At 69.2% G+C, this 22,164-nt stretch carries 21 protein-coding genes; 11 read left to right on the top strand and 10 right to left on the bottom strand.

All coding sequences use genetic code 11. The annotated features are described in order from the left end of the window. Window positions 1–76 precede the first annotated feature (76 nt). The 3 genes from ACFSJG_RS10065 (at window position 77) to ACFSJG_RS10055 (ending at window position 3,735) form a co-directional block, all read left to right on the top strand. Window positions 77–1,009 carry a helix-turn-helix domain-containing protein gene (locus tag ACFSJG_RS10065; RefSeq protein ID WP_378485059.1) on the top strand — a complete coding sequence of 311 codons (933 nt, stop codon included), beginning with the start codon at window positions 77–79 and terminating at the stop codon, window positions 1,007–1,009. Window positions 1,010–1,107: 98 nt separating this feature from the next. Then, window positions 1,108–2,547, top strand: coding sequence for an aldehyde dehydrogenase (locus ACFSJG_RS10060; RefSeq protein ID WP_378485058.1), 1,440 nt, complete (start codon window positions 1,108–1,110; stop codon window positions 2,545–2,547). 30 nt (window positions 2,548–2,577) lie between these two features. Then, window positions 2,578–3,735, top strand: coding sequence for an acyl-CoA dehydrogenase family protein (locus ACFSJG_RS10055; protein WP_378485057.1), 1,158 nt, complete (start codon window positions 2,578–2,580; stop codon window positions 3,733–3,735). A 33-nt stretch (window positions 3,736–3,768) separates the two neighbouring features. Here the strand turns inward: ACFSJG_RS10055 and ACFSJG_RS10050 are convergent, their stop codons facing one another. The 7 genes from ACFSJG_RS10050 to ACFSJG_RS10020 form a co-directional block, all read right to left on the bottom strand. Beyond that, complete coding sequence (locus ACFSJG_RS10050) at window positions 3,769–4,179, bottom strand: arsenate reductase ArsC (RefSeq protein ID WP_378485056.1); 411 nt, start codon at window positions 4,177–4,179, stop codon at window positions 3,769–3,771. A 56-nt stretch (window positions 4,180–4,235) separates the two neighbouring features. Further along, entirely contained in the window at window positions 4,236–5,336 is a 1,101-nt protein-coding gene (gene arsB / locus ACFSJG_RS10045; RefSeq protein WP_378485055.1) for an ACR3 family arsenite efflux transporter, read from the bottom strand. Then, window positions 5,333–5,719 carry an ArsR/SmtB family transcription factor gene (locus tag ACFSJG_RS10040; protein WP_378485054.1) on the bottom strand — a complete coding sequence of 129 codons (387 nt, stop codon included), beginning with the start codon at window positions 5,717–5,719 and terminating at the stop codon, window positions 5,333–5,335. The genes arsB and ACFSJG_RS10040 overlap by 4 nt, the downstream gene beginning before the upstream one ends. Before the next feature lie 112 nt (window positions 5,720–5,831). Beyond that, window positions 5,832–6,284, bottom strand: a complete 453-nt coding sequence (locus ACFSJG_RS10035) for an Rv3143 family two-component system response regulator (protein ID WP_378485053.1) — start codon at window positions 6,282–6,284, stop codon at window positions 5,832–5,834. A gap of 18 nt (window positions 6,285–6,302) precedes the next feature. Beyond that, window positions 6,303–7,925 carry a long-chain fatty acid--CoA ligase gene (locus ACFSJG_RS10030; protein ID WP_378485052.1) on the bottom strand — a complete coding sequence of 541 codons (1,623 nt, stop codon included), beginning with the start codon at window positions 7,923–7,925 and terminating at the stop codon, window positions 6,303–6,305. A gap of 188 nt (window positions 7,926–8,113) precedes the next feature. Continuing rightward, on the bottom strand, window positions 8,114–8,875 hold the full coding sequence (locus ACFSJG_RS10025; protein WP_378485051.1) for a hypothetical protein: 762 nt from the start codon (window positions 8,873–8,875) through the stop codon (window positions 8,114–8,116). Window positions 8,876–9,111: 236 nt separating this feature from the next. Next, complete coding sequence (locus ACFSJG_RS10020; protein ID WP_378485050.1) at window positions 9,112–9,774, bottom strand: fasciclin domain-containing protein; 663 nt, start codon at window positions 9,772–9,774, stop codon at window positions 9,112–9,114. Window positions 9,775–9,989: 215 nt separating this feature from the next. Between ACFSJG_RS10020 and ACFSJG_RS10015 the strand changes: the two genes are divergently transcribed. After that, complete coding sequence (locus ACFSJG_RS10015; protein ID WP_378485049.1) at window positions 9,990–11,564, top strand: molybdopterin-dependent oxidoreductase; 1,575 nt, start codon at window positions 9,990–9,992, stop codon at window positions 11,562–11,564. A gap of 76 nt (window positions 11,565–11,640) precedes the next feature. Here the strand turns inward: ACFSJG_RS10015 and ACFSJG_RS10010 are convergent, their stop codons facing one another. Further along, window positions 11,641–12,609, bottom strand: coding sequence for a helix-turn-helix transcriptional regulator (locus ACFSJG_RS10010; protein WP_378485048.1), 969 nt, complete (start codon window positions 12,607–12,609; stop codon window positions 11,641–11,643). Window positions 12,610–12,672: 63 nt separating this feature from the next. Between ACFSJG_RS10010 and ACFSJG_RS10005 the strand changes: the two genes are divergently transcribed. Both ACFSJG_RS10005 and ACFSJG_RS10000 read left to right on the top strand, forming a co-directional pair. Next, complete coding sequence (locus ACFSJG_RS10005; RefSeq protein WP_378485047.1) at window positions 12,673–13,815, top strand: epoxide hydrolase family protein; 1,143 nt, start codon at window positions 12,673–12,675, stop codon at window positions 13,813–13,815. 143 nt (window positions 13,816–13,958) lie between these two features. After that, on the top strand, window positions 13,959–14,156 hold the full coding sequence (locus tag ACFSJG_RS10000; protein ID WP_378485046.1) for a CsbD family protein: 198 nt from the start codon (window positions 13,959–13,961) through the stop codon (window positions 14,154–14,156). A gap of 6 nt (window positions 14,157–14,162) precedes the next feature. Here ACFSJG_RS10000 and ACFSJG_RS09995 read toward each other — a convergent pair whose 3' ends face one another. Beyond that, on the bottom strand, window positions 14,163–15,353 hold the full coding sequence (locus ACFSJG_RS09995; protein WP_378485045.1) for a winged helix DNA-binding domain-containing protein: 1,191 nt from the start codon (window positions 15,351–15,353) through the stop codon (window positions 14,163–14,165). Window positions 15,354–15,514: 161 nt separating this feature from the next. On the opposite strand from ACFSJG_RS09995, the gene ACFSJG_RS09990 reads away from it, so the two are divergent. The 5 genes from ACFSJG_RS09990 (at window position 15,515) to ACFSJG_RS09970 (ending at window position 19,509) form a co-directional block, all read left to right on the top strand. Continuing rightward, window positions 15,515–16,420, top strand: coding sequence for a DMT family transporter (locus tag ACFSJG_RS09990; RefSeq protein ID WP_378485044.1), 906 nt, complete (start codon window positions 15,515–15,517; stop codon window positions 16,418–16,420). A 266-nt stretch (window positions 16,421–16,686) separates the two neighbouring features. After that, a complete protein-coding gene (locus ACFSJG_RS09985) occupies window positions 16,687–17,010 on the top strand; it encodes a hypothetical protein (protein ID WP_378485043.1) in 324 nt (107 codons plus the stop codon). Window positions 17,011–17,015: 5 nt separating this feature from the next. Further along, window positions 17,016–17,360 carry a hypothetical protein gene (locus tag ACFSJG_RS09980; protein ID WP_378485042.1) on the top strand — a complete coding sequence of 115 codons (345 nt, stop codon included), beginning with the start codon at window positions 17,016–17,018 and terminating at the stop codon, window positions 17,358–17,360. A gap of 215 nt (window positions 17,361–17,575) precedes the next feature. Beyond that, window positions 17,576–18,553, top strand: a complete 978-nt coding sequence (locus tag ACFSJG_RS09975; protein ID WP_378485041.1) for an ABC transporter substrate-binding protein — start codon at window positions 17,576–17,578, stop codon at window positions 18,551–18,553. Next, window positions 18,550–19,509 carry a pyridoxamine 5'-phosphate oxidase family protein gene (locus tag ACFSJG_RS09970; RefSeq protein WP_378485040.1) on the top strand — a complete coding sequence of 320 codons (960 nt, stop codon included), beginning with the start codon at window positions 18,550–18,552 and terminating at the stop codon, window positions 19,507–19,509. The genes ACFSJG_RS09975 and ACFSJG_RS09970 overlap by 4 nt, the downstream gene beginning before the upstream one ends. Window positions 19,510–19,523: 14 nt before the next feature. Here the strand turns inward: ACFSJG_RS09970 and pepN are convergent, their stop codons facing one another. Continuing rightward, on the bottom strand, window positions 19,524–22,031 hold the full coding sequence (gene pepN / locus ACFSJG_RS09965) for an aminopeptidase N (RefSeq protein WP_378485039.1): 2,508 nt from the start codon (window positions 22,029–22,031) through the stop codon (window positions 19,524–19,526). Between the last annotated feature and the right edge of the window lie 133 nt (window positions 22,032–22,164).

Here is a 22,164-nt window from a genome sequence, read left to right as displayed (position 1 = left end):
CGATCTGTATATCGAGCGTTACACAGGAACGTAGCGCCGATCACACTGCGACGCCAGAGTGGCATTATGCGAACACATGGCACGACACTCTCCGCAGACCGATCGCATCGTGATGCTCATGGAACTGCTCGCCGAGAACCCGGGAAGCGGCCGCACCCTGGCCGACATCGCACGCCACCTCGGCGTGGCCAAGGCCACGTGCTATCCGATGGTGGTCGCCCTCACCGAATCGGGCTGGCTCATCCGGCATCCCAGCCGCAAGACCTACCAACTGGGCCCGTCGCTGGTGTCGATCGGGCGAGCGGCCGACGAGGCCACCGACATCGTCGACCTCGCCCGGTCCGCCATGCACGACCTCGCGGACCACGCCCAACTGGCGTGCGTCGGATTCCTCCCCTCCGGCGACGACCTGGTGGTCGGCGAGATCGTCCAGCCGGTAGGCGGGCGCCGGGGCACACTCGGACTGCGCCTGGGCGACAAGGTGGTGCTCGCCCCACCCCTGGGAGCCGGGCTGGCGGCCTGGTACCAGCAGGAACGCCTCGACCAGTGGTACGCGCTCGGCGAGCAGGAACTCGGTGTCGACGCCGACACCCTGAGGGCTCGTTACGACCCGGTGCTCGCGGTCGTCCGCGAGCGCGGATTCGCAGTCGAGTGCCTCCTCCAGCGGGACCGTTCACTGGCAGACGCCGTGTCGGCGCTCCGCAGGCCCGGCATCGGAGGCAGTCGCTCGACCTTCGCGCTCCGGGAGGCACGAAACCTCCTGTCCGCCGAGGTACCGATCGGCGATGTCGACACCGATCTGGACTACCGGCCGATCTCGATCAACGCGACCGTCTTCGGACCGAGCGGCGAACCGGCCTTCGTCCTGTGCCTGGTCGATTCCCCGGAACCCGTTCCGGGGCGGACCGTGCTCGCCCTCGGTGAGGCGGTCCGGGCCGCGGCGGCCGAGGTGACAGCGGCGACGCACGGCCACGCGCCCGCCGTTGACAGCGGCGGCGACCGAATCTAGGTTATTTAACGATCGTTATAGAGCCCACGTCGATCGACGTGCGGGCCCGCGTGTCGACGCCGCGGTGCAACACGGTCCCGACGGCCCGAGGAGGCCCCATGGTCCACACCCACGCTGCCCTGTTCATCGACGGCGCCTGGCACGCACCCACGTCGCGCGACGTGATCGAGGTGCATTCGGCGACGACCGAGGAGAAGATCGGCCAGGTACCCGACAGCACCACCGCTGATGTCGATGCCGCCGTCGCGGCCGCCGGGCGCGCATTCCGCGACTGGTCCGCCACGACCCCCGCCGAGCGCGCCGACGTCATGGAGCGCTTCGCGGCGGCATTGGGCAGCCGAGCGGAACTGTCCGCCCGACTGGTCAGTGAACAGAACGGGATGCCGATCGCGATCTCCACCGTCGCCGAGGGGCAAGCACCCGCCGGGCTGCTCGGCTACTACGCCGCACTGGCTCGCGCCACAGAACTCGAGGAGCGACGACCTGCGTTGGCGGGCAACGGCACAACGATCGTGCGCAAGGAGCCGATCGGTGTCGTCGCGGCCATCGCACCGTGGAACTACCCGGGGCTCCTCGCAATGATGAAGATCGCCCCGGCCCTCGCGGCGGGCTGCACCGTCGTGCTCAAACCGTCGCCCGAGACCGTGCTGGATGCGTTCGTGCTCGCCGAGGCTGCGATCGAGGCCGGGCTGCCGGCAGGCGTCCTGAACATCGTCACCGGCGGACCGGAGATCGGCAAGCATCTCGTGGCGCATCCCGGAGTGGACAAGGTGGCCTTCACCGGGTCCACTCCGGCGGGCCGTCAGATCGCCGAAACGTGCGGCCGACTTCTTCGGCCCGTCTCGCTCGAACTCGGCGGCAAGTCGGCTGCAGTGATCCTCGACGACGCCGACCTGACAGCCACGATGCAGGGGTTGGCGACCGCATCATTGATCAACACCGGCCAGACCTGCTATGCGTCGACCCGAATCCTCGCCCCGCAGAGTCGCTATTCGGAGATCCTGGACGCGGTCACTGCGATGGTGTCCTCCCTGCCCGTCGGCGATCCGCTCGATCCGAACACCTTCATCGGCCCACTCGTCAGCGCCGACCAGCGTGCCCGCGTCGAGTCCTACATCGAGACCGGCCGCAGCGAGGGCGCGAAACTGACCACCGGCGGTGGACGTCCTGCCGACCGGGACCGCGGATGGTTCGTCGAGCCGACGGTGTTCGGCGAGGTCGGCCTCGACCACACCATCGCCCGCGAGGAGATCTTCGGTCCCGTCCTCTCGGTCATTCCGTATGCCGACGAGGATCAGGCGATCGCCATCGCCAACGATTCCGAGTTCGGCCTCGGCGGCACGGTGTGGACTGCGGACGCCGCGCACGGAATCGACGTGGCGCGCAGGGTGGAAACCGGATCGTTCGGCGTCAACAACTACACGCTCGACTTCGGCGCACCGTTCGGCGGCATCAAGGCGAGCGGCATCGGACGCGAACTCGGACCCGAGGGCATGGCCGCCTACTTCACCACGAAGTCCATCTTCCTCACCGACTGACACCTGCCTACCCGTACACAAGGAGACGGCATGCGCCGCACCATCTTCACCGAGGACCACGACGCGTATCGCGCCACCGTCCGCGAGTACCTGGCTCGGGAGGTCCGGCCGCACTACGAGCGGTGGGAGGAGCAACGCCTGGTCGACCGCACAGCCTGGCAGGCGGCCGGCCGGGCCGGCGTCATCGGCTTGGCCGTGCCCGAGCAGTACGGCGGATCCGGTGAGACGGACTACCGCTACCGCTGCGTGGTCGCCGAGGAGTTCGCGAACGCGGGCGCGACGTCGCTCGGTGCCGGACTCGGCACCCAGGACGACATCACCATCCCGTACATCAGCGATCTGGGCACCGACGAGCAGAAGCAGCGCTGGTTGCCGGGGATGGCGAGCGGCGAGCTCATCGGCGCCATCGCCATGACCGAGCCCGGCACCGGCAGTGACCTGCAGAGCATCGCGACCACCGCGGTCCGCGACGGTGACGGGTGGATCCTGAATGGGCAGAAGACGTTCATCACCAATGGAATTCACGCCGACCTGGTCATCGTCGCCGCCCGCACCGACCCTGACGCCGGGGCGCGTGGGTTCAGCCTCCTCGTCGTCGAGCGCGGCATGGACGGGTTCACCCGCGGCCGCAAGCTGCACAAGGTCGGTCTCGCCGGCCAGGACACCGCCGAACTGTCGTTCGTCGACGTGCGGGTGCCCGCGGCCAACCTGCTCGGAACCGAGGGCCGCGGACTTGCACACCTGATGGAACGTCTGCCCCGCGAGCGGTTGTCGATCGCGGTCGGCGCACTCGCAGGCGCTCGTGCGGCCTACGAGTGGACGCGGGGCTACGTCTTCGAGCGCACGGCGTTCGGCAAGCCGGTCGGTGATTTCCAGAACACCCGATTCGTCCTCGCGGAACTGCTCACGGAGATCGACGTCACCCAGACCTACGTCGACAACGCGGTCGAGGCCCTCAACGCGGGCGAGCTGACGCCCGTCGAAGCCGCACAGGCGAAATGGTGGGCGAGCGAACTGCAGAAGCGGGTGGTCGACCGCTGCGTACAGCTGCACGGCGGGTACGGCTACATGACGGAGTACCCCATCGCGCGGGCCTTCGTGGACAGCCGGATCCAGACCATCTACGGGGGCACGACCGAGATCATGAAGGAGATCGTCGGCCGGGAGATCGCGCGGACGTCGGCGTGACGGACTGCGCCGCCATCGGATCAACGCGGCAGGTCAGCTCCTCGGCGCGGTGGCCAGCTCCGCGATCAGCGCCTCCACCTTCGACTTGATCTCGTCGCGGATCGGGCGGACCGCCTCCACGCCCTGTCCGGCCGGGTCCTCCAGGACCCAGTCGCGGTAGGACTTACCCGGGAAGACTGGGCAGGTGTCGCCGCATCCCATGGTGATCACCACGTCCGACGCCTGCACCGCGTCGACGGTGAGGATCTTCGGGTTCTCGGCTGAGATGTCGATCCCGACCTCGGCCATCGCCTCGACGGCGGCCGGGTTCACGTGGTCCGCGGGCGCCGACCCGGCGGAGCGGACCTCGATCCGGTCGCCGGCGAGTGCGGCGAGGAAGCCGGCGGCCATCTGCGACCGTCCCGCGTTGTGGACGCAGACGAACAGCACACTCGGAACACTCATGGATTTCCTTCGTTTCGGGCTCGGGCAGGTTCGGCGCAATGTCACATCGTGTGCGTTCAGTGCGCACGATGTGACAGTGCGCCCACCGGGCCGGAGGCGGATGGGAACCGCTTGCGCAGCGCGAGGGACACGTACACGAGGCCGACGAGGACCGGCACCTCGATCAGCGGACCGACGACCCCGGCCAAGGCCTGACCGGAAGTGGCGCCGTAGGTGGCGATCGCGACGGCGATGGCGAGTTCGAAGTTGTTGCCGGCCGCGGTGAACGCGAGGGTGGTGGTGCGCTCGTACCCGAGACCCAGTGCGGCGCCGAGGGCGTAGCCGCCGCCCCACATCACCGCGAAGTACACCAGCAGCGGGATCGCGATGCGCACGACGTCCACCGGGTTGGAGGTGATCTGCTCACCCTGCAGGGCGAAGAGGACCACGATCGTGAAGAGCAGTCCGTACAGCGCCCACGGCCCGATCCGCGGCAGGAACGTCGACTCGTACCACTCGCGGCCCTTCGTCTTCTCGCCGTAGCGGCGGGTCAGGAACCCGGCGAGCAACGGGATGCCGAGGAAGATCAGCACCGATTTCGCGATCTGCCAGGGCGAGGTGTCGATCGTGGTCTGCTCCAGCCCCAGCCATCCCGGCAGGACCGAGAGGTAGAACCAGCCCAGGACGGCGAACATGACCACCTGGAACACCGAATTGATCGCCACCAGGACCGCGGCCGCTTCCCGGTCCCCGCAGGCGAGGTCGTTCCAGATGATCACCATCGCGATGCAGCGGGCCAGCCCGACGATGATCAGCCCGGTCCGGTACTCCGGCAGATCCGCGAGGAAGATCCACGCCAGGGCGAACATCAGCGCCGGGCCGAGCACCCAGTTCAGGACGAGCGACCCGATCAGGAGTCGGCGGTCACCGGTGACGGTGTCGAGGCGGTCGTAGCGGACCTTCGCCAGCACCGGGTACATCATGATCAGCAGACCGAGGGCGATCGGCAGCGAGATGCCGTCGATCTCCACCGCGGACAGGGCGTCACCGACGCCCGGGATCCATCGGCCGAGCAGGAGTCCGGCGGCCATGGCGACGCCGATCCACACCGGCAGGAACCGATCCAGGGTCGAGAGCTTTCCCACGACGGGCGGATGGTCGTTGGTGGTTGCGCTCATGTCGTGGCCTCCGCGCACTGCGCCGAAGCCGCCGCGGGCTCTCCCTCGGTGAGCAGCACCGCCGAGAGTTGCCGCAGCGCGTCCGGGAGCACCCAGTAGTACACCCAGGTGCCGCGGCGCTCGCAGTCCAGCAGGCCCGCCTCGCGGAGCACCTTGAGGTGATGGGAGATCGTCGGCTGCGACAGGTCGAACGAGCCGGAGATGTCGCACACGCACGCCTCGCCGCCGGCATGGGAGGCGACCAGCGACAACAGTCGCAGGCGCACCGGATCTCCCAGCGCCTTGAACATCCGGGCGAGATTCCCCGCCCAGTCCTCGGTCAGCGGCTCACGCACCAGCGGTGAGCAACACGGGTCGTCGTCCGGACCGATCTGATTCGACATACATCTATATTGACATTTGTCGATGCAATGGGCGGGGCCGGGTACCCGGGGCTGGTCGCCTGACGTCACGCAGGTGTGTCGCGACCGGTGGCAGTCGGGGACGGAGATGCCGTCAGGGACGCGAGGCGCGGAGCAGCGCCACGACCTCCTGGGTCAGCCGAATGGGGTCGATCGGATGTGGGACGGCGGCCGAGGCACGCGACCACTTCGCGAGCCAGGCGTCGTCGGCCCGGCCGGTGAGGACGACGATGGGCGGGCAGTTGTCGATCTCGTCGGTGAGCTGCTTCGACAGCCCCATGCCGCCGGTCGGGGTGGCCTCGCCGTCGAGGATCGCCAGATCGACACCGCCGTCGTCGAGGTGGCGCACGACGACGGGTGCCGTTGCGACCTCGAGGCAGTCGACCTCGGGGAGATCCGGATGTGGCCTGGTCCCGAGGGCCGTGACCACCTGCCGACGAGTGGTGGCGTCGTCGCTGTAGACGAGCACACGCAGAGGTCGGTGAGCGGTCACGACCGGGATGCTACCGCCCGCTGCCTGCCGCGCCCCTTCAGGCGCGGCAGGCATTTCGGTATCGGCTGGCGCTCAGATCCGGGTGACGTCCAGTCCACCGTCCTGGTACTGCGACCGCAGCCGCTTCTTGTCGAACTTGCCGACGCTGGTCTTCGGGACCTCCGAGACCACCGTCCAGTTCTCGGGCAGCTGCCACTTGGCGACCTTGTCGGACAGGAAGTCCCGCAGCGAGTCCACGGTGGCGGGCGACCCCTCGCGCAGCACGACCGCGACGAGCGGGCGCTCGTCCCACTTCTCGTCCGGGACACCGATGACGGCGGCCTCGAGCACGTCCGGATGGCCCATGACCGCGTTCTCCAGGTCGACCGAGGAGATCCACTCACCGCCGGACTTGATGATGTCCTTGGTGCGGTCGGTGAGGGTCAGGTAGCCGTCGGGGGTGATGGATCCGACGTCACCTGTGCGCAGCCAGCCGTTGTCGAACTTGTCCGCTGCATCGACGCCGTAGTAGGAGCCGGTGATCCACGGGCCGCGGACCTCGAGCTCACCGATGCTGGTGCCGTCGTTGGGGACGACCTCGCCCGCGTCGTCGACGAGTCGCGCCTGCACGGATGCGGGGAACCGGCCCTGCGTGTAGCGGTAGCGCCAGCGGTCGTCGCCCTCCGAGTCGGCGGGCGGCCGGGCCACGGATCCGAGCGGCGACGTCTCGGTCATGCCCCACGCGTGCAGCACGGACACGCCGTGCTCGTTCTCGAAGACGTGCATCAGCGACGGCGGCACCGCCGAGCCGCCGATCAGCACCTCCTTCATGTAGGAGATGTCCTGCGGCTTCTGCTCCAGGTACTGGTGCAGGCCGAGCCAGATCGTCGGCACGGCTGCCGCGAACGTCGGGCGCTCGGCGGCGATGAGCTCGGCGAGCGGCGCCGGCTGCAGGAACCGGTCCGGCATGATCAGGGACGCGCCGATCATGAAGGCCGCGTACGGCAGTCCCCAGGACATGGCGTGGAACTGCGGGACCACGGCGAGGGCACGGTCACCCTGCTTGAGGCCCGGCCCCTCGGTCATGCAGACCTGCATGGAGTGCAGGTAGATCGAACGGTGCGAGTAGACAACACCTTTCGGGTCACCGGTGGTGCCCGAGGTGTAGCACATCGCGGCGGCGGCGCGCTCGTCCACCTCGGGCCAGTCGAACTCGGTGGGCTGGTCGGCGATCAGCGCCTCGTAGGTGTGCACCTGCACGCCCTCCGGCGCCTCCAGGCCCGCAGTCGAGTCACCGGTCACGATCACGTGCTTGACGGTGGTCAGCTGCGGCAGCTGCGGCGCGAGCAGCGGGATGAGGGTGGGGTCCACGATGATCACGTGATCCTCGGCGTGGTTGGCCACGTGGACCAGCTGCTCCGGGAACAGGCGGATGTTGAGCGTGTGCAGGACGGCGCCCATCGACGGCACCGCCAGGTACGCCTCGAGATGCTCGGCGTTGTTCCACATGAACGTGGCAACGCGCTCGTCGCCGGCGACTCCCAGTCCGCGCAGTGCGTGCGCCAGCGCGGCGCACCGCCGGCCGACCTCGGCGTAGCTGCGACGCTGCGGCCCGGCGTCGGTCCAGGTGACGACCTCTGCCCCGCCGTGAACGGTGCTGCCGTGGCGCAGCAACTGGGCGATGGACAGTGGTGCGTCCTGCATCGTGCTCAACATGAATTGCTCCTCAACTTCCGGCGGTCGGGCACCATTGTGACCCAACCCACATCGCCAGGCGAGGGCGAGGTCCCTTTTACGTTCAACACAACGCCGTTCGTCGGAGTTTTCCGCAGATCACGGGACAATCCAGACAAAGCGCCTCACGCGCCGACGACCGTCGGCGGGGGGCCGGGGCCGGCCCTCGGCTACCCGCCGAGGGCCAGTCCGGAGGATCCGGCGGAACCCGACCCGGTGGCGTCCCCCGTGCCCGGAGTCTCGGCCGGTTCACGGACGTACCCGTGGATCCTCGACGGGGCGGTGGACGTGCCACCGAAGTAGAAGCCGGCGTACCACTTGCCCGCGGTCACGGACGTCGCCGGGCACGAGCGGGGCAACGTCGCCGTCTCGTGGATCTCGCGGCCCCGGATCGTCCCGTCGATCGCGAAACGGTACACGGAGCCGTCGATCTCGATGGAGTAGCGCAGCGGTTGCTCCGCGTCGAGGTCGTCGTGGTCCAGGACGACGAGCGCGGCATTCGGATACTGGTGCACGCCATCGGCATTGGCGTACGGAACTATCTCCAGCACCCGGGGCGTCGTGTCGGTCCGCCACCGCCAACCGAACATCGCCCCGTTGCGTGCCAGGTCGAAGTCGCCGCAGTCCGAGAATCCTGGCAACTTGTTCCAGTCGAACTGATCCTCCGGCTGAGTGGGCGAGACGAGCTCGTACTCGGCCGTCGGAGTGAGGATGAAGTCGTAGGTCCGGGACGCCCCACCAGGGCTGATCCATCCAGCGAGCGGGCCCGTCGCACCGACTGGGCGGGCGACCGAGGCGCTGTGCGCCCCCGGCTCGATCGTGTAGCTCGACCAGCCGTCGGGCGTGTCCGGGGCCAGGCAACCACTCAGCGCGACGGCCGTCAGCGTCGTCGCGGCGGCGGCACCGAGTTTCCGGGCGAGTGCGGTCCCCATGGGCGAACCTCCAGTTTCGTCGAGGGATGCTCGCACGATGGAGGTCGCCCGCGGTCCGGTTCAGCAACAAATCGGCACAATTCGGCTGGACCGAGTGCGGGGTCGTCGTGTGTGGACGAACCCGGGAGGCCGTGTCGGGGTACCGGCCTCCCGGGTCGCCACCCCGACACCGTGCGTCTCGTGATTGCGAGGGCGCATAGACGACCGGCGGCGGAGATTCGGCGGGTGGAACAGTCCTACTGGGCGGGCGGCATCAGCACGCCGTCGATGAGGTAGACGGTCGCGTTGGCGGTCTGCACGCCACCGCAGATGACCGCGGCGTCGTCGACCTTCAGATCGTCACCGGATCCGGTGACGGTGACCGTCGCGCCCTGGGCGGTGGTGTGGGTGCCGTCGACGTCCGACGGCGCGAGCCTGCCGGGCACCACGTGGTACGTGAGGATCGAGGTCAGAGTGGCAGAGTCCGTCTTCAGCGACTCGATGGTGGCGGGGTCGATCTTCGCGAACGCGTCGTCGACCGGGGCGAAGACTGTGAACTCGCCGCCGTCGAGCGTGTCGACCAGATTGACGTCGGGGTTCAACTGTCCCGACACGGCCTGGGTCAGCGTGGTGAGCATCGGGTTGTTCGACGCGGCGACCGAGACCGGCTCCTGCGCCATGCCCTCGACCGATCCGGCGCCTGTGGGAACCTGCTCGGCATAGGCCGCGCACCCCGGTCCGACCAGGTCGGCGGCCGGATCGGCCATCGCCGACGTCATCGCACCCGAGGTGGTCTCGGCGCTCTGCATCGACGTCTCCGACGTCGAGGAGGACGTGTCGTCGTCGGAAGAACACGCGGACAGCCCGAGGAGCGCGACGGCGGCGAGGCCGGCAACTGCTGCGGTGCGGTTCGTCTTCATCTTCGGTTCCACCTTCTCGGTTGTGAGTGGCGAGCCCGGCACGTGGCCGGCCTCTCCGATGTCACCGGTGCTTCGGAGCCGCCGGCGAGGCGGATGGGTGGGATCCGCAGAAATTTCTCGACCCATCCGAACCGGGGCTCGCGTCGAACTCTCAACAGTCGAAACGGAATGGCAGCGATCGCGCAGCGCGGCGTTCGCGGACGAGGATGGGCGACATGACCGACGGAGACAGCGGCGGGAACAGGAAGACACGGACGCACCCAGGCGAGATCGTGGGCCGCGCCGTGTCCGGGATCCTCGCCGCAGGCGTCACCCTCGGCATCGGCGAACTCCTCGCCGTCGCGGTCGGGACGTCGTCGTCGCCGTTCCTCGCGGTGGGTTCGACGACTGTCGACCGCAGTCCGGCGTGGGCACGGGAATTCGCGATCGACACCTTCGGCACCTCCGACAAACCCGCGCTGTTCATCGGGATGAGCATCCTGATCGTCGTGCTCGCCGCAGTCGCCGGAATCGTGGAGCGCACGCACCGCCCCTACGGCAGCGCCATCCTGCTCGCCCTCGGCGTGGTCGGTGTGTACGCGGCGCTGACCCGTCCCGACGCGACGGCCGCGCACGCATTGCCGACGGTCGTCGGGGTCGCCGCGGGGATCGTGGTCCTGCGCGTCCTGACGAGGCGCTACCGGTCCGCCGACGCTGCCGATCCGAGCCGGGACGGCATGTCCCGCAGGAGTTTTCTCGTTCTCGCGGGCACGGCAGCCGCGGTCGCGGTGACGACCGCCGCGGTGGGCAGGCACCTCGCGGAAACGGTCGCAGGCAGCGTCCGAAACCGGCTCGGCTTCGTCCTGCCAACCGTCGCCGCGGCAGACCGCGCGCCGGCGATTCCCGCGGGTGCCGACGTCGCGACCCCAGGCGCGACGCCGTACGTCACCCCGAACGGCGACTTCTACCGCATCGACACCGCACTCCGGGTCCCGACACTCACCACCGACGACTGGACCCTCCGGATCCACGGCATGGTCGATCGCGAAATCACCCTCGGCTGGGACGATCTCGTCGCCCGCACCCCCGTCGAGCGGGCCGTCACCCTGACCTGCGTCTCCAACCAGGTCGGCGGCGACCTCGCGGGCAACGCCGTCTGGATCGGCTATCCGATCGCGGACCTGCTGGACGAGGTCGGGGTGTCGGCCGACGCCGACATGCTGCTGTCCACCAGTTCCGACGGATTCACCGCCGGAACCCCGATTTCCGCGCTACGGGACGGCCGGGACGCGATCCTCGCCGTCGCGATGAACGGCGAACCCCTGCCGTTCGAGCACGGCTATCCCGTCCGGCAGGTCGTGCCCGGCCTGTACGGGTACGTGTCCGCGACCAAGTGGGTGGTCGACTGGGAGATAACGCGATTCGACCGCGCGCAGGCGTACTGGACGCGCCGCGGCTGGGCGGAGCAGGCGCCGATCAAGACCGCCTCCCGCATCGACGTCCCCGCGGCCCTCGGACGGGTCGATGCCGGAACGGTCACGGTCGCGGGTACCGCCTGGGCGCAGCACCGTGGCATCTCCCGCGTCGAGGTCCGCGTCGACAACGAACCGTGGCAGGACGCGACCCTCACCCCGGAGTACTCGATCGACACCTGGCGGCAGTGGACCTGGCAGTGGCAGGCGACCGCGGGCACCCACACGCTGCAGGTGCGCGCCACCGACGCGGCGGGCGAAGTCCAGACCGAGGACCGCGCGGATCCGGTGCCCGACGGCGCCACCGGGTGGCACTCGCGGTCGGTGACGGTGGTCTGATTTCTGTTGGGCACCTGACACTGTCACGCCTGCCTCGACAGGAGCCGGGCGCAGTTCGAACGACCGACGGCCGGATTCACCTCGTGGACGCACCACCCGCCGCGCGCCGGAACCTCGCCGAGAGACGATCGAACGCCGTCGCCAGCTCGTCCCCGTCGATCACCTCCACGTCGACGCCGAGCTGCGCCAACCACAGCGCGAGCCGGTCCGGGTCGTCGGCACCCAACCGGACACGGCACGTGGCCTCGTCGACCACCTCGATGTCGATCGGGACCGGAAAAGGGATCCTCGCGGCGACCGTCGCCGCGGGAGCGTGCACGAGGACTCGCGCTCGATACGTCCAGGACGCCTTGCTGACGCGTCCGATGACGTACTCGACGACCCTGTCCTCCGGGATCGACCGCGGCCGGAAGCGCGCACCCGTCGGTGCGTGCGGAACCATACGATCGACCCGGAAGACCCGCCAGTCGTCGCGGTCGAGATCCCACGCGAGCAGGTACCAGATCGGCCCCCAGCTCACCAGCCGTTGCGGTTCGGTGTGGCGTGGCGCCTCCATGTCCCCGGGCTTGGTGTATCCGAATCGGAGCCTTTCATGGCCGCGGATCGCGGCCGCGACCGCGCCGAGAGCCGAAAGATCCAGCGGCGGTTCCGCCCCCGGAACGACGCTCGTCGCCTCGCGGACCGACTCGACGCGACGGCGCAGGCGCGACGGCAGCACCTGCTCCAGCTTCGCGAGCGCGGTGAGCGACGTCTCTTCGACTCCGAGTCTCTGGGTCGCGACTGCACGCAGTCCGACCGCGACGGCGACGGCCTCGTCGTCGTCGAGCAGGAGCGGGGGCATCGCCGCCCCGGCGGCCAGCCGGTATCCACCCGCGACGCCGGGCCGGGCGTTCACCGGATAGCCGAGCGACCGCAGCTTGCCGATGTCGGCGCGCACCGTCCGCGTGCTCACATCGAGCCGGCCGGCGAGTTCGGCGCCCGTCCAGTCCCGCCTGAGCTGGAGCAACGACAGCAGTTCGAGCAGCCGAGCCGAGGTCTCCAACATGTTCTCGATTCTTCCAGCAATTGCGGAAGCTGATCGGCCGCATTACCGGAGACCCTGGGCGTCATGAACCAGAACACCGCACTCGCCCCCTTCCGCGTCGACATCCCACAGGCCGACGTCGACGACCTTCGTGCCCGCCTGACGCACACACGCTGGCCGGCCCCCGTGCCGGGCCGGGCCGATCGCACCGACTTCGGCCGCGGCATCCCCCCGGTGTACCTGAAGGAACTCGCCGACTACTGGCGCGACGGGTTCGACTGGCGTGCTCAGGAGGCGAAACTCAACGAGCACGAACAGTTCACGACGGTCGTCGACGGCCAGACGTTCCACGGCATCCACGTGCGATCGGCGAACCCGGAGGCCATCCCCCTGCTCCTCAACCACGGCTGGCCGGGCTCGTTCGTCGAGTACCAGCGACTCGTCCCGCTCCTGGCCGACGAGTTCCACGTGGTCGTTCTGTCGCCGCCCGGCTTCGGCTTCTCCACCCCGCTGTCCGGGACCGGCTGGGAGCTGGCGCGGACAACCGAGGCCTTTGCCGAGATCATGACGCGCCTGGGCTACGAGATGTTCGCGACCCACGGCACCGACATCGGGTCGGGCATCGCCGCCCGCCTCGCGGCGCTCCACCCGGAGCGGGTCATCGGCACACACATCGGCGCCGATCCCCGGTACCTCGGATTGGTCGGCGAGAAGTTCCCGATCCCCGACGGTTTGTCCACTGACGAGATCGCGCAGCTCGAGGCGTCGCACAGGATGGAAGCGGCCGACCGCGGGTATCTCGAAATGCAGAACCATCGTCCTGACACGATCGGTGTCGCACTCACAGACTCGCCGGTCGGTCAGCTCGCGTGGATCGCCGAGAAGTTCAAGACCAGGGCAGGCGGCGACCGCCGGACGCCGGACGAATCGGTGGACCGCGACCAGCTCCTCACGAACGTCACCCTGTACTGGTTCACGCGCAGCGGCGCGTCGAGCGCGCAGTTCTACTACGAGGCCGAGCACTCCGGACTCGACTTCGCCATGCCCTCCGGTGTGCCGTCCGGATGGGCCGTGTTCGACACCCACCCGCTCGTGCGCCGCACGATGGACCCGTGGAGAGCCATCGACCACTGGAGCGAGTTCACCGAGGGTGGCCACTTCCCCGCGATGGAGGAGCCGAAGCTGCTCGCGGACGACATCCGCACCTTCTTCCACAGCATCTCCTGACGCCCGTCGGTCCGCCGAGCCACGAGGACCGGTCCGGACACCGTCGTCTGACAGGCTCGCGGCACGAATCCGGATCGCGGCGTACGGTCGGGAGAGTCTTCGAGGACAGGACCACGTACCCAACCACGAAGCAAGGAGTGCACATGTCGAACTTCATCGACAAGGCCAAGCACAAGGTCGAAGAGCTCACCGGGCACGCGAAGGAAGCCGCGGGCAAGGCCACCGACGACAAGGACCTCCAGGCCGAGGGCAAGTCGGACCAGGCCACAGGCGGCCTCAAGCAGACCGGCGACAAGATCTCCGATGCCGCGCAGAAGGCGAAGGACTCGCTGACCGACTGATTCGCGTCACGCCATCCGCTTGGAGAGCGGCGAGGGGAACCGGAGCATCACCCTGACGCCGCCGAGCCACTCGGTCAGAGCTTCCGCCTCCGCATCGAGTGCTCGGTGGGCGTCCGCCCCGACGTCCTCGAGCAGGTGGGTGACCACCTCGCCGGCGTCGTTCTGCCACCAGCCGCCGACGATCCGGCCGTCGCACCACAGCGTCGGCCCGGCGTTGCCCGCCGTGTCGAACAGCGGTTCCCGGTGCGGGCCGAGATACCAGTCGCGGTCCTTCCAGCCCATCGTGGTCGGGTCGAGCCCGGGCAGCAACGCCACCCAGGGTTCGACCGGCGCGACGGGCTCGACGTCGTCCGCCATCAGATACCCGGTCGCCCCACCGAGGTCGACCTCCACGATGTCCAACGCGGACAGTGCTTTTCGCACCAGGGTGAGCGTCGAACCGAGCCACCACTTGAGGTCGTTCTCGGTGCCGGGGCCGAAGGAGCGCAGCCACTGCTCGACGAGCCACGTGACACCGTCCACCTCGGCGAGGGGTTCGATTCCGGCACCCAGCCAGGATTGCGTTGTCGCCCAGCGGTTTCGGGACACCCGCCACGAACCGTCGTTGGTGGCGCGCACGATGCGGCCCTCCGCGGACAGAACCGTCAGCACCCGCGGGCCGATCGACACCTGACCGCCCCAACTTCTGCCCTCGCCGTAGGTCATCGACCCCTGCAGCACCGGCAGTGCGTCGCGGAGCGCCGTGTACGACGTCGGCTCCCCGTCGGCCAGAGCGTCCAGGACGGCGTCCGCCGCCTCGTCCAGCCAGCGCGCACCGTCGGTGAACAGCCCTGCCTTCTCCACCTCGGCGACGAGCCGCTTGCGCTCCCGTTCGGCGACGCGGTCGCTGCCACCGGCCTGCGCGTAGGGCATCGCATCGCGCGGAAACACGAAAAGGGTCCGTCGCATCGACAGATGTTTGACCAGCGACCGGTCCTCGTAGAGTGCACGGTCCAGGTCGGCGATCGTCATCCCGGGCACCCGCGCCCGCGCCGACAGGTACACCGTGGACGGGTCGGTGGCGTGCAGGCAGACGAGACCGCGGGTTGCGTCGACGACGTCCGCGGCTGGCGAGTCACCGGCCAGGCGATGACGACGGGCCAGGCGGGCTCGGCGTTCGATGTCGTCGACAGTGCGTACCGTGGCCACGTCGCTCACCCTTCAGCTCCCTGAATGCACCGTACGGTCCGGCGCACTGTTCGACCCTAACCGCGAGATCCGACAGACAGGTCTCGCGCGGCCGCCGCCAGCCCGACAACCGGACTTCGTCGAGATCCACCCATCCGGCAGCGGCACCCAGGCTGTGCCAGGGTGGGCCCGTGTCCGACTCCGTCCTCGCCACACTGTTCGCGCTCGGCGCCGCCCTGTGTATCGCGGTCGGAACGGTGATCCGGCAACGCACGGCGTCGGAGGTCCCCAGCGAGACGACGGGCGCCGTGGGGCCGATCACGACTCTGGTGCGCAATCCGATCTGGTGGCTCGGCACGGCCGCGGGAGCCGCGGGGTACGCACTGCAGGCAGCCGCATTGGGACTGGGATCGCTGCTGCTGGTGCAGCCCCTGCTGGTGCTGTCACTGCTGTTCGCTCTACCGCTGGGCGCGCGGTTCGGCGGGCGACGAATCACCACGCGGGAATGGCTGTGGGCAGGGACGCTGACTGCATCGGTCGCGGTCCTGGTGATCGTCGGCGATCCACGGCCGGGTGAGCCGCGTGCTGCGGCGGAGCACTGGATCCTGATCGCGCTCGTCGGGTTGCCGCTCGTAGCACTCTGCCTGCGGACCGCGAACCGGAAGACGGGACCGGTCCGCGCTCTCCTGCTGGGCGTCGCCGCCGGCGCGCTCTTCGGGCTCGCGGCGGTGCTGACGAAGGGCGTCGTCCACCTGGTCGGGCGGGGGCCGCTCGCGCTCGTGACGTCGCTGGAGCTCTATGTGCTCGTCGTCGTGGCGGTGGTCGCGACGTCGTTGCAGCAATCGGCGTTCCAGACCGGATCACTGCAGGCGTCACTGCCTGCCAGCACCGTCATGGAACCGGTCGTCGCAACACTGCTCGGATTCGTGGTGCTGGGCGAGTACCTCGACGCGGGCAACGAGGCCGCAGCGGTGCTCGTCGTTGCGGTGGCGGCGATGCTCGCAGCGACGATCGCCCTGGCGCGGGCATCCGCCGACACCGCAACCTCCCGTCCCGGCCGTCGGACCAGGGACGCACCCGAACCCGTCGACGGCTGACACTCCACGCGAACCGGGCGTTCGGTACGTCTGCACCCCCACGACCAAGGCGAGGCTTGAGCCCTCCCAGCAGGCCGACTCACGCGACCGGGACCGGAAGACGGGTACCAACCGGGTGATTCCACGCATGTCTCCGGCTCGGGGACACCGCAGGATGTGATGCACCACACAGCGCGGGTCCGGGTATCGACGCCCCGCATTCGCTCGCCGAAATCAGTCGGCCCAGTGGATCCAATGCGTCGACCCCAGGGAAGGCGACGGCACCGATGAACGACCACCTCCACGCCTGCAGTGACTTCGTCACCGCGATGTTCTCTCGCGACTTCATCGAGGACGGACTCGCGAGAGTCGCCGTCGAACGTATCCACCGAGGTGACATCGGCGAGTGGGTTCGCGCGCTCGCCTGGTCGGGACTGTTCAGCAATCTCGCCGTGGCGAACACCGCTCAGGCGTGGCGCCGCAACCCGCGCTCCCTGTTGGACGCCCTGCTCGGGGACGCCGACGAGGTGACCGTCCGGCGCTACGACGCTGCATGGAGGGCCGTGGCCGCATCCACGGTCCTCGGATCCTCGACGGCCGTGAACGAGTAGCGCTGATGAACGAGCTCCACCAACCGTCGACGTCGGCAACCGCCCCCACTCCGGTCCGCGGAAAGAACCGGTTCGATGCGATCTGGGTCCGGAAGTCACTGGGCGTCCTTCGTTTTCTCGAGTCCGTCCACGCCCTGCCCCCTCCGAATCGCGCCCTCGTGACGTTCGCAGTCATGTGGGCGCCGTTCGGCGGGTCACCGCGCGAAGACCTACTGGTCACGTTCGGCGTGAGCCGGTCCAGGTTCCTCGCTCTTCTTTCAGCCGCGCTGACACCCGACGGCCGCGAGGAGCGACGCGTCCAGGACCTGAAGTCCGCGCTGCGGGACGACCTCGCCCTGGAGTGGCGGTGACCGCGACCGATCACTCATCCACATGAAATGACCTCGATCCCCAACCCGACGACCCCGACGCCGCCCGGCTGAACGCGCCGTTCATCTTGACCAACCGCGTGAAGGTGACGTTCAGCCACCAACCGGGGGGAATGAAGGTGGCCTTCCGGCGTGAACGGAGGCGCAATGTTCTATGGTTAGGCTTACTTAAGCCATGCGAAAGGTTGGTTCTGGTCGTGCACAACTCCCGTCGGGTGTCCACCGCCCTCCTGTCCGCGTTGGCGCTGTCCGCCGTGCTCACCGCATGCGGTTCCGACGACTCGTCCGACCAGGCTGCGACCGCACCCGACGGCGCCTTCCCGGTCACCGTGGAGCACAAGTTCGGGTCGACGACGATCGAGTCCGACCCCGAACGGGTCGTCACCGTCGGCTTCAACGACCTCGACTTCGTCCTCGCGCTCGGCGAGACGCCCGTCGCGACGCGCGCGTTCACCGGCTACGACTACCGCAACCGCCCGTGGGCCGAAGGTTACGAGACCGACATTCCCGAGGTCGGCGGCATGGAGCTGGACTTCGAGAAGATCGCGCAGGCGAATCCCGACCTGCTGCTCGGGACGTACTCGGTGATGGAAGAGTCCGATTACCGGTCGCTGTCCGACCTCGCACCGACGGTCGCCGACCTGCCGATGGACAACCCCACCTGGGAGGACCAGCTCTCGACGATCGGCACCGCTCTCGGCAGGCAGGCCGAGGCGCAGGAGGTCCGCGACTCGGTTCAGGCCGGATTCGACGAGGCGATCGCTGCGAACCCGCAGTTCGCCGGCCGCACCGTCGCGGTGGCGATGAAGATGGCCGACGGGTTCTACATCTTCGAGGCGCAGGACCCACGGGGCGCCTTCTTCACCGAGCTCGGCTTCGCCGCGCCCGCCCAGACCGGCTCGATCACCCCCGAACGGTACGACCTGCTGAACCAGCAGTCCCTGATCGTCGTCGGCGCGACCAAGGAGGACCTCCTCGCGGACCCGCTGTTCGCGCAGCTGCCGGTTGTCGCGGAGGACCGGACCGTCTACCTCGGCGAGTTCGGCACGGACGTGCCCGCCGCGCTCGGCTTCGCGAGCCCGCTCAGCCAGCCGTACCTGCTCGACGCCACGCTGCCCGCACTGACCGCGGCCACCGACGACGACCCGGCGACTGTCGTCCCCGCGGTCGGATGACCGAGGTTTCCGTGATCCGCTCGGTCACGACCGTCGACCAACTCGAGGCCCTGTACGGCGAACGTCCACCCGTGACGATGCTGAAGGCGATTCCGTTCCTCGACGACCACTGCCGGACGTTCCTCCAGCGGTCACCGTTCGCCGTACTCGGCGCACAGGGCGCGGACGGCACCCAGCGCAGCCTGGTCGTCGGCGGCGAGCCTGGCGTGATGACGGCCGCCGACCGGAACACCCTGCGCATCGAATCTCCCTGTCTCCCCGGCTTGCTGGGCGACGGCGCTCCGGGCGGCATGGTCGCGCTGGTACCGGGGTACGGCGAGACGCTGCGCGTCAACGGCAGGCTGCACCGCGACGGCACGGCGGCGGTGCTGCGGGTCGACGAGGCATACCTGCACTGCGCTCGGTCCGTGACGCGCTCCGGGCTGTGGAACGACGTCGAGGCACGCACTGCGGCGGCGCCGGGCGCCGATCTCGCCGACCCGCATGTGCGCGAATTCCTCGCACGCTCACGCTTTCTCACCATCACGAGCACGGACGCGGGCGGCGGCACCGACGTCAGCCCGAAGGGTGACGAGGCGGGATTCCTGGTTCCGCTGGGCCCCCGCACCCTCGCGTTCCCCGACCGGCCCGGGAACCGGCGTACCGACACCCTGCGAAATCTGCTGCAGCACCCCGAGGTGTCGCTGCTGTCCCTGGTCGCGGGCGACGATCGAGTGCTGCACGTGCAGGGCCGCGCGACGATCACCGACGACCCGGGCCTGCGGACCCGACTCGCGGCCGGCCTCGCCGAGCCGGAGCTGGTCGTCGTCGTGGACGTCGACGACGTGGACCTGCGACCGGACCCGGCGCTGGCTACGTCGCGGCTGTGGAATCCCGATGCGCGAGGCGGTCACGCAGACCTGCCGAAGGCGGGGCAGATCTGGACCGACCACCTCGCCCTCGACAACGTCAACTGAGTCGACCAAGCCCCCTACCTGGCGCGTGAGCGCACCCGCAGGTCCCGCTCCAGGTGGTCACGCTGCTCCACGACGAGTCGGCGCAGCGCCGCGGGTGCCTTCTCGTTCGCGTCGAGCCACTTGTCGACCGCCTCGGTGGAGTCCTTCGCCGGGAACAGGCCGACGACGAGACGGCGCGCGATCTCGATGCTGCGACCTGACCAGATGTTCGTCAGGGCCGCGAAGTAGGCGGAGTCGTACCGCGCGATCAGGTCACGCCGCTCCCCTGCACGGAACCCGCCGATCATCGCGTCGAGGTGATCGTTGGTCAGGGTGGTGTCGGTCAGTGCCGACTCCCAGGCCCAGGCCTTGACCGCCTCGTCGGGGCGGGCGGCGAGGGCGCGCAGTCGGGCGGTGCGGCCCGACGCGGTGTCGTCGCGCGTGAGTTCTGCGTCGAGTTCGGCCTCACCGGCGTGACCGGTCGCGGCCAGCGCGGTCCACAGCGACCAGCGCAGATCGGGGTCGAGCGCCAGCCCGTCCGGCGCGGGGGCGGTGCCGTCGAGGAGCGCGCGGATGTCGGCGGAACGGGAATCATCGAGGGCGGCCGCGGACGCGGTCGCGCGCGCCCAGACGAGCTGGGAACCGGATCCCGCTTCCGCGGACCAGAGTGTCGCCCAGCATGTTTCGAGCCACTCACCGCGCCACCGAATGCGGTCGGACTTGCGCAGATAGTGCCCCACAGTGAATGCCGCGTTCGTCGTCGCAGCCGTCAGCAGGGCCGTGTTGGGTTCGGTGGGCGCGAACCGGCGCGCCACCTCCAGGTACCGGCGCGGGTCGAGTTCACCGTCGCGGGTGGAGTTCCAGAGCGCCGACCACACGAGCCCGCGGGCCAGCGGATCGACGATCCGGTCGAGTGACTCCTCGACGGTGCGGACGGAGAAGCCGCCGAGCCGGACCTTCGCGTAGGTCTGGTCGTCGTCGTTGAGCAACATCAGCGGGGTTTCGTTGAGCTCGACTGGTGTTCGCGCCGAGGTGATGTCGACGGTGATCCGCTCGGTGAGCACCAGCGAACCGGCGTCGTCGAAGTCGTACAGCCCGATGCTCAGGGTGTGCGGCCGAGGATCGGTCTGCACGACCTGATGGCCCCCGCCCTTGCGCCCCTTGCCGCGCGTGCGCTCGAGGGTCAGCGTCGACATCCCCGTGGTCTGCAGCCAGGCCTGCGCCCAGGCGTCGAGGTCCCGACCGGACGTCGCGGACAGCTCCCGGAGAAGGTCGTCGAGGGTGGTGTTGCCGTACGCGTGCGCCCGGAAGTAGCGGCGTGCCCCCTCGAAGAACGCCTCCCGCCCCACGTACGCGACGAGCTGCTTCAGCACGCTCGCGCCCTTGGCGTAGGTGATGCCGTCGAAGTTGAGCTTCGCGGCTTCGAGGTCGACGATGTCCGCGACGATCGGATGTGTGGTGGGCAGCTGGTCCTGCGAGTAGGCCCACGCCTTGCGGCGGTTCGCGAACGCCACCCACGCGTCCGTCCACTCGGTCACCTCGGCGCTGGCGAGGGCGCCCATGTAGTCGGCGAACGACTCCTTGAGCCACAGGTCGTCCCACCACTGCATGGTGACGAGGTCGCCGAACCACATGTGCGCCATCTCGTGCAGGATCGTGTTGGCCCGCGCCTCGTACTGGGCGTCGGTCGCGGCACCCCGGAACACGTACGCCTCGGTGAACGTGACCAGGCCGGGATTCTCCATCGCACCGAGGTTGTACTCGGGGACGAACACCTGATCGTATTTGCCCCAGGGGTAGGGGAACTCGAAGTTGTCGGCGAAGAATCCGAGCCCCTGACGGGTCACCTCGAGAATGGTGTCGGCGTCGAGGTGCGGCGCGAGCGAGGCCCGGCACAGCACTCCGAGCGGGACGGTGAGGTCGCCGCGGGTCCAGGACGAGTCGACGCGGTGGTACGGGCCGGCGGCGACCGCGGTGATGTACGTGGAGATCGGCAGTGTCGGGGCGAACTCCACGACCTGACGGTCGTCCGTCACGTCGCGGGTGGCGACGGACTGGTTCGAGATCACCTCCCAGCCCGCCGGGGCGGTGACGACGAAGGTGAAGGGCGCCTTCATGTTCGGCTGCTCGAAGCAGGCGAAGACGCGGCGGGCGTCGGACGGCTCGTACTGCGTGTACAGGTAGGTCCGGCCGTCGGCCGGATCGCGGAAGCGGTGCAGCCCCTCACCGGAACGGCTGTAGCGCCCGGTGCCGCGCACGACGACCGTGTTGGACTCGGCGAGCCGGCGCAACGCGATCCTGGCACCGTCGTAGCGGACGTCGACGGACGCGCCGTTCACCGTGACCGACTCGACGGTGCCACCGAGGAAGTCCAGCCAGGTCTCGCCGGTGGTGGCGTCGAACTCCACGGTGGTGACCGACCCGAAGCCGGGCTCGGACTGGTCGGTCGCCGACGTCACATCCAGTTCGACGCGGTAGGAGCGGACGGTGACCGCTGCGGCGCGCGCAGCGGTCTCGGCACGGGTCAGGTTCGCGGTGCTCACCCGTCCGATCCTGCCAGGTTCGGCGCGTGCGGAGCCGTTGTCCCGGGTCGGGGCCGCCCGACGTGATCGCTCCGACACGAGTGATCGGGTACAGCGCAATCGGCCAATCTCGACCGTTGCGGCCAAATACGTC

It is taken from the genome of Rhodococcus gannanensis, assembly GCF_042681175.1.
GTDB lineage: Bacteria > Actinomycetota > Actinomycetes > Mycobacteriales > Mycobacteriaceae > Rhodococcus_G > Rhodococcus_G gannanensis.
Note: the sequence above shows the minus strand (reverse complement) of the source record. Positions and strands in the feature narration are given on the sequence as shown.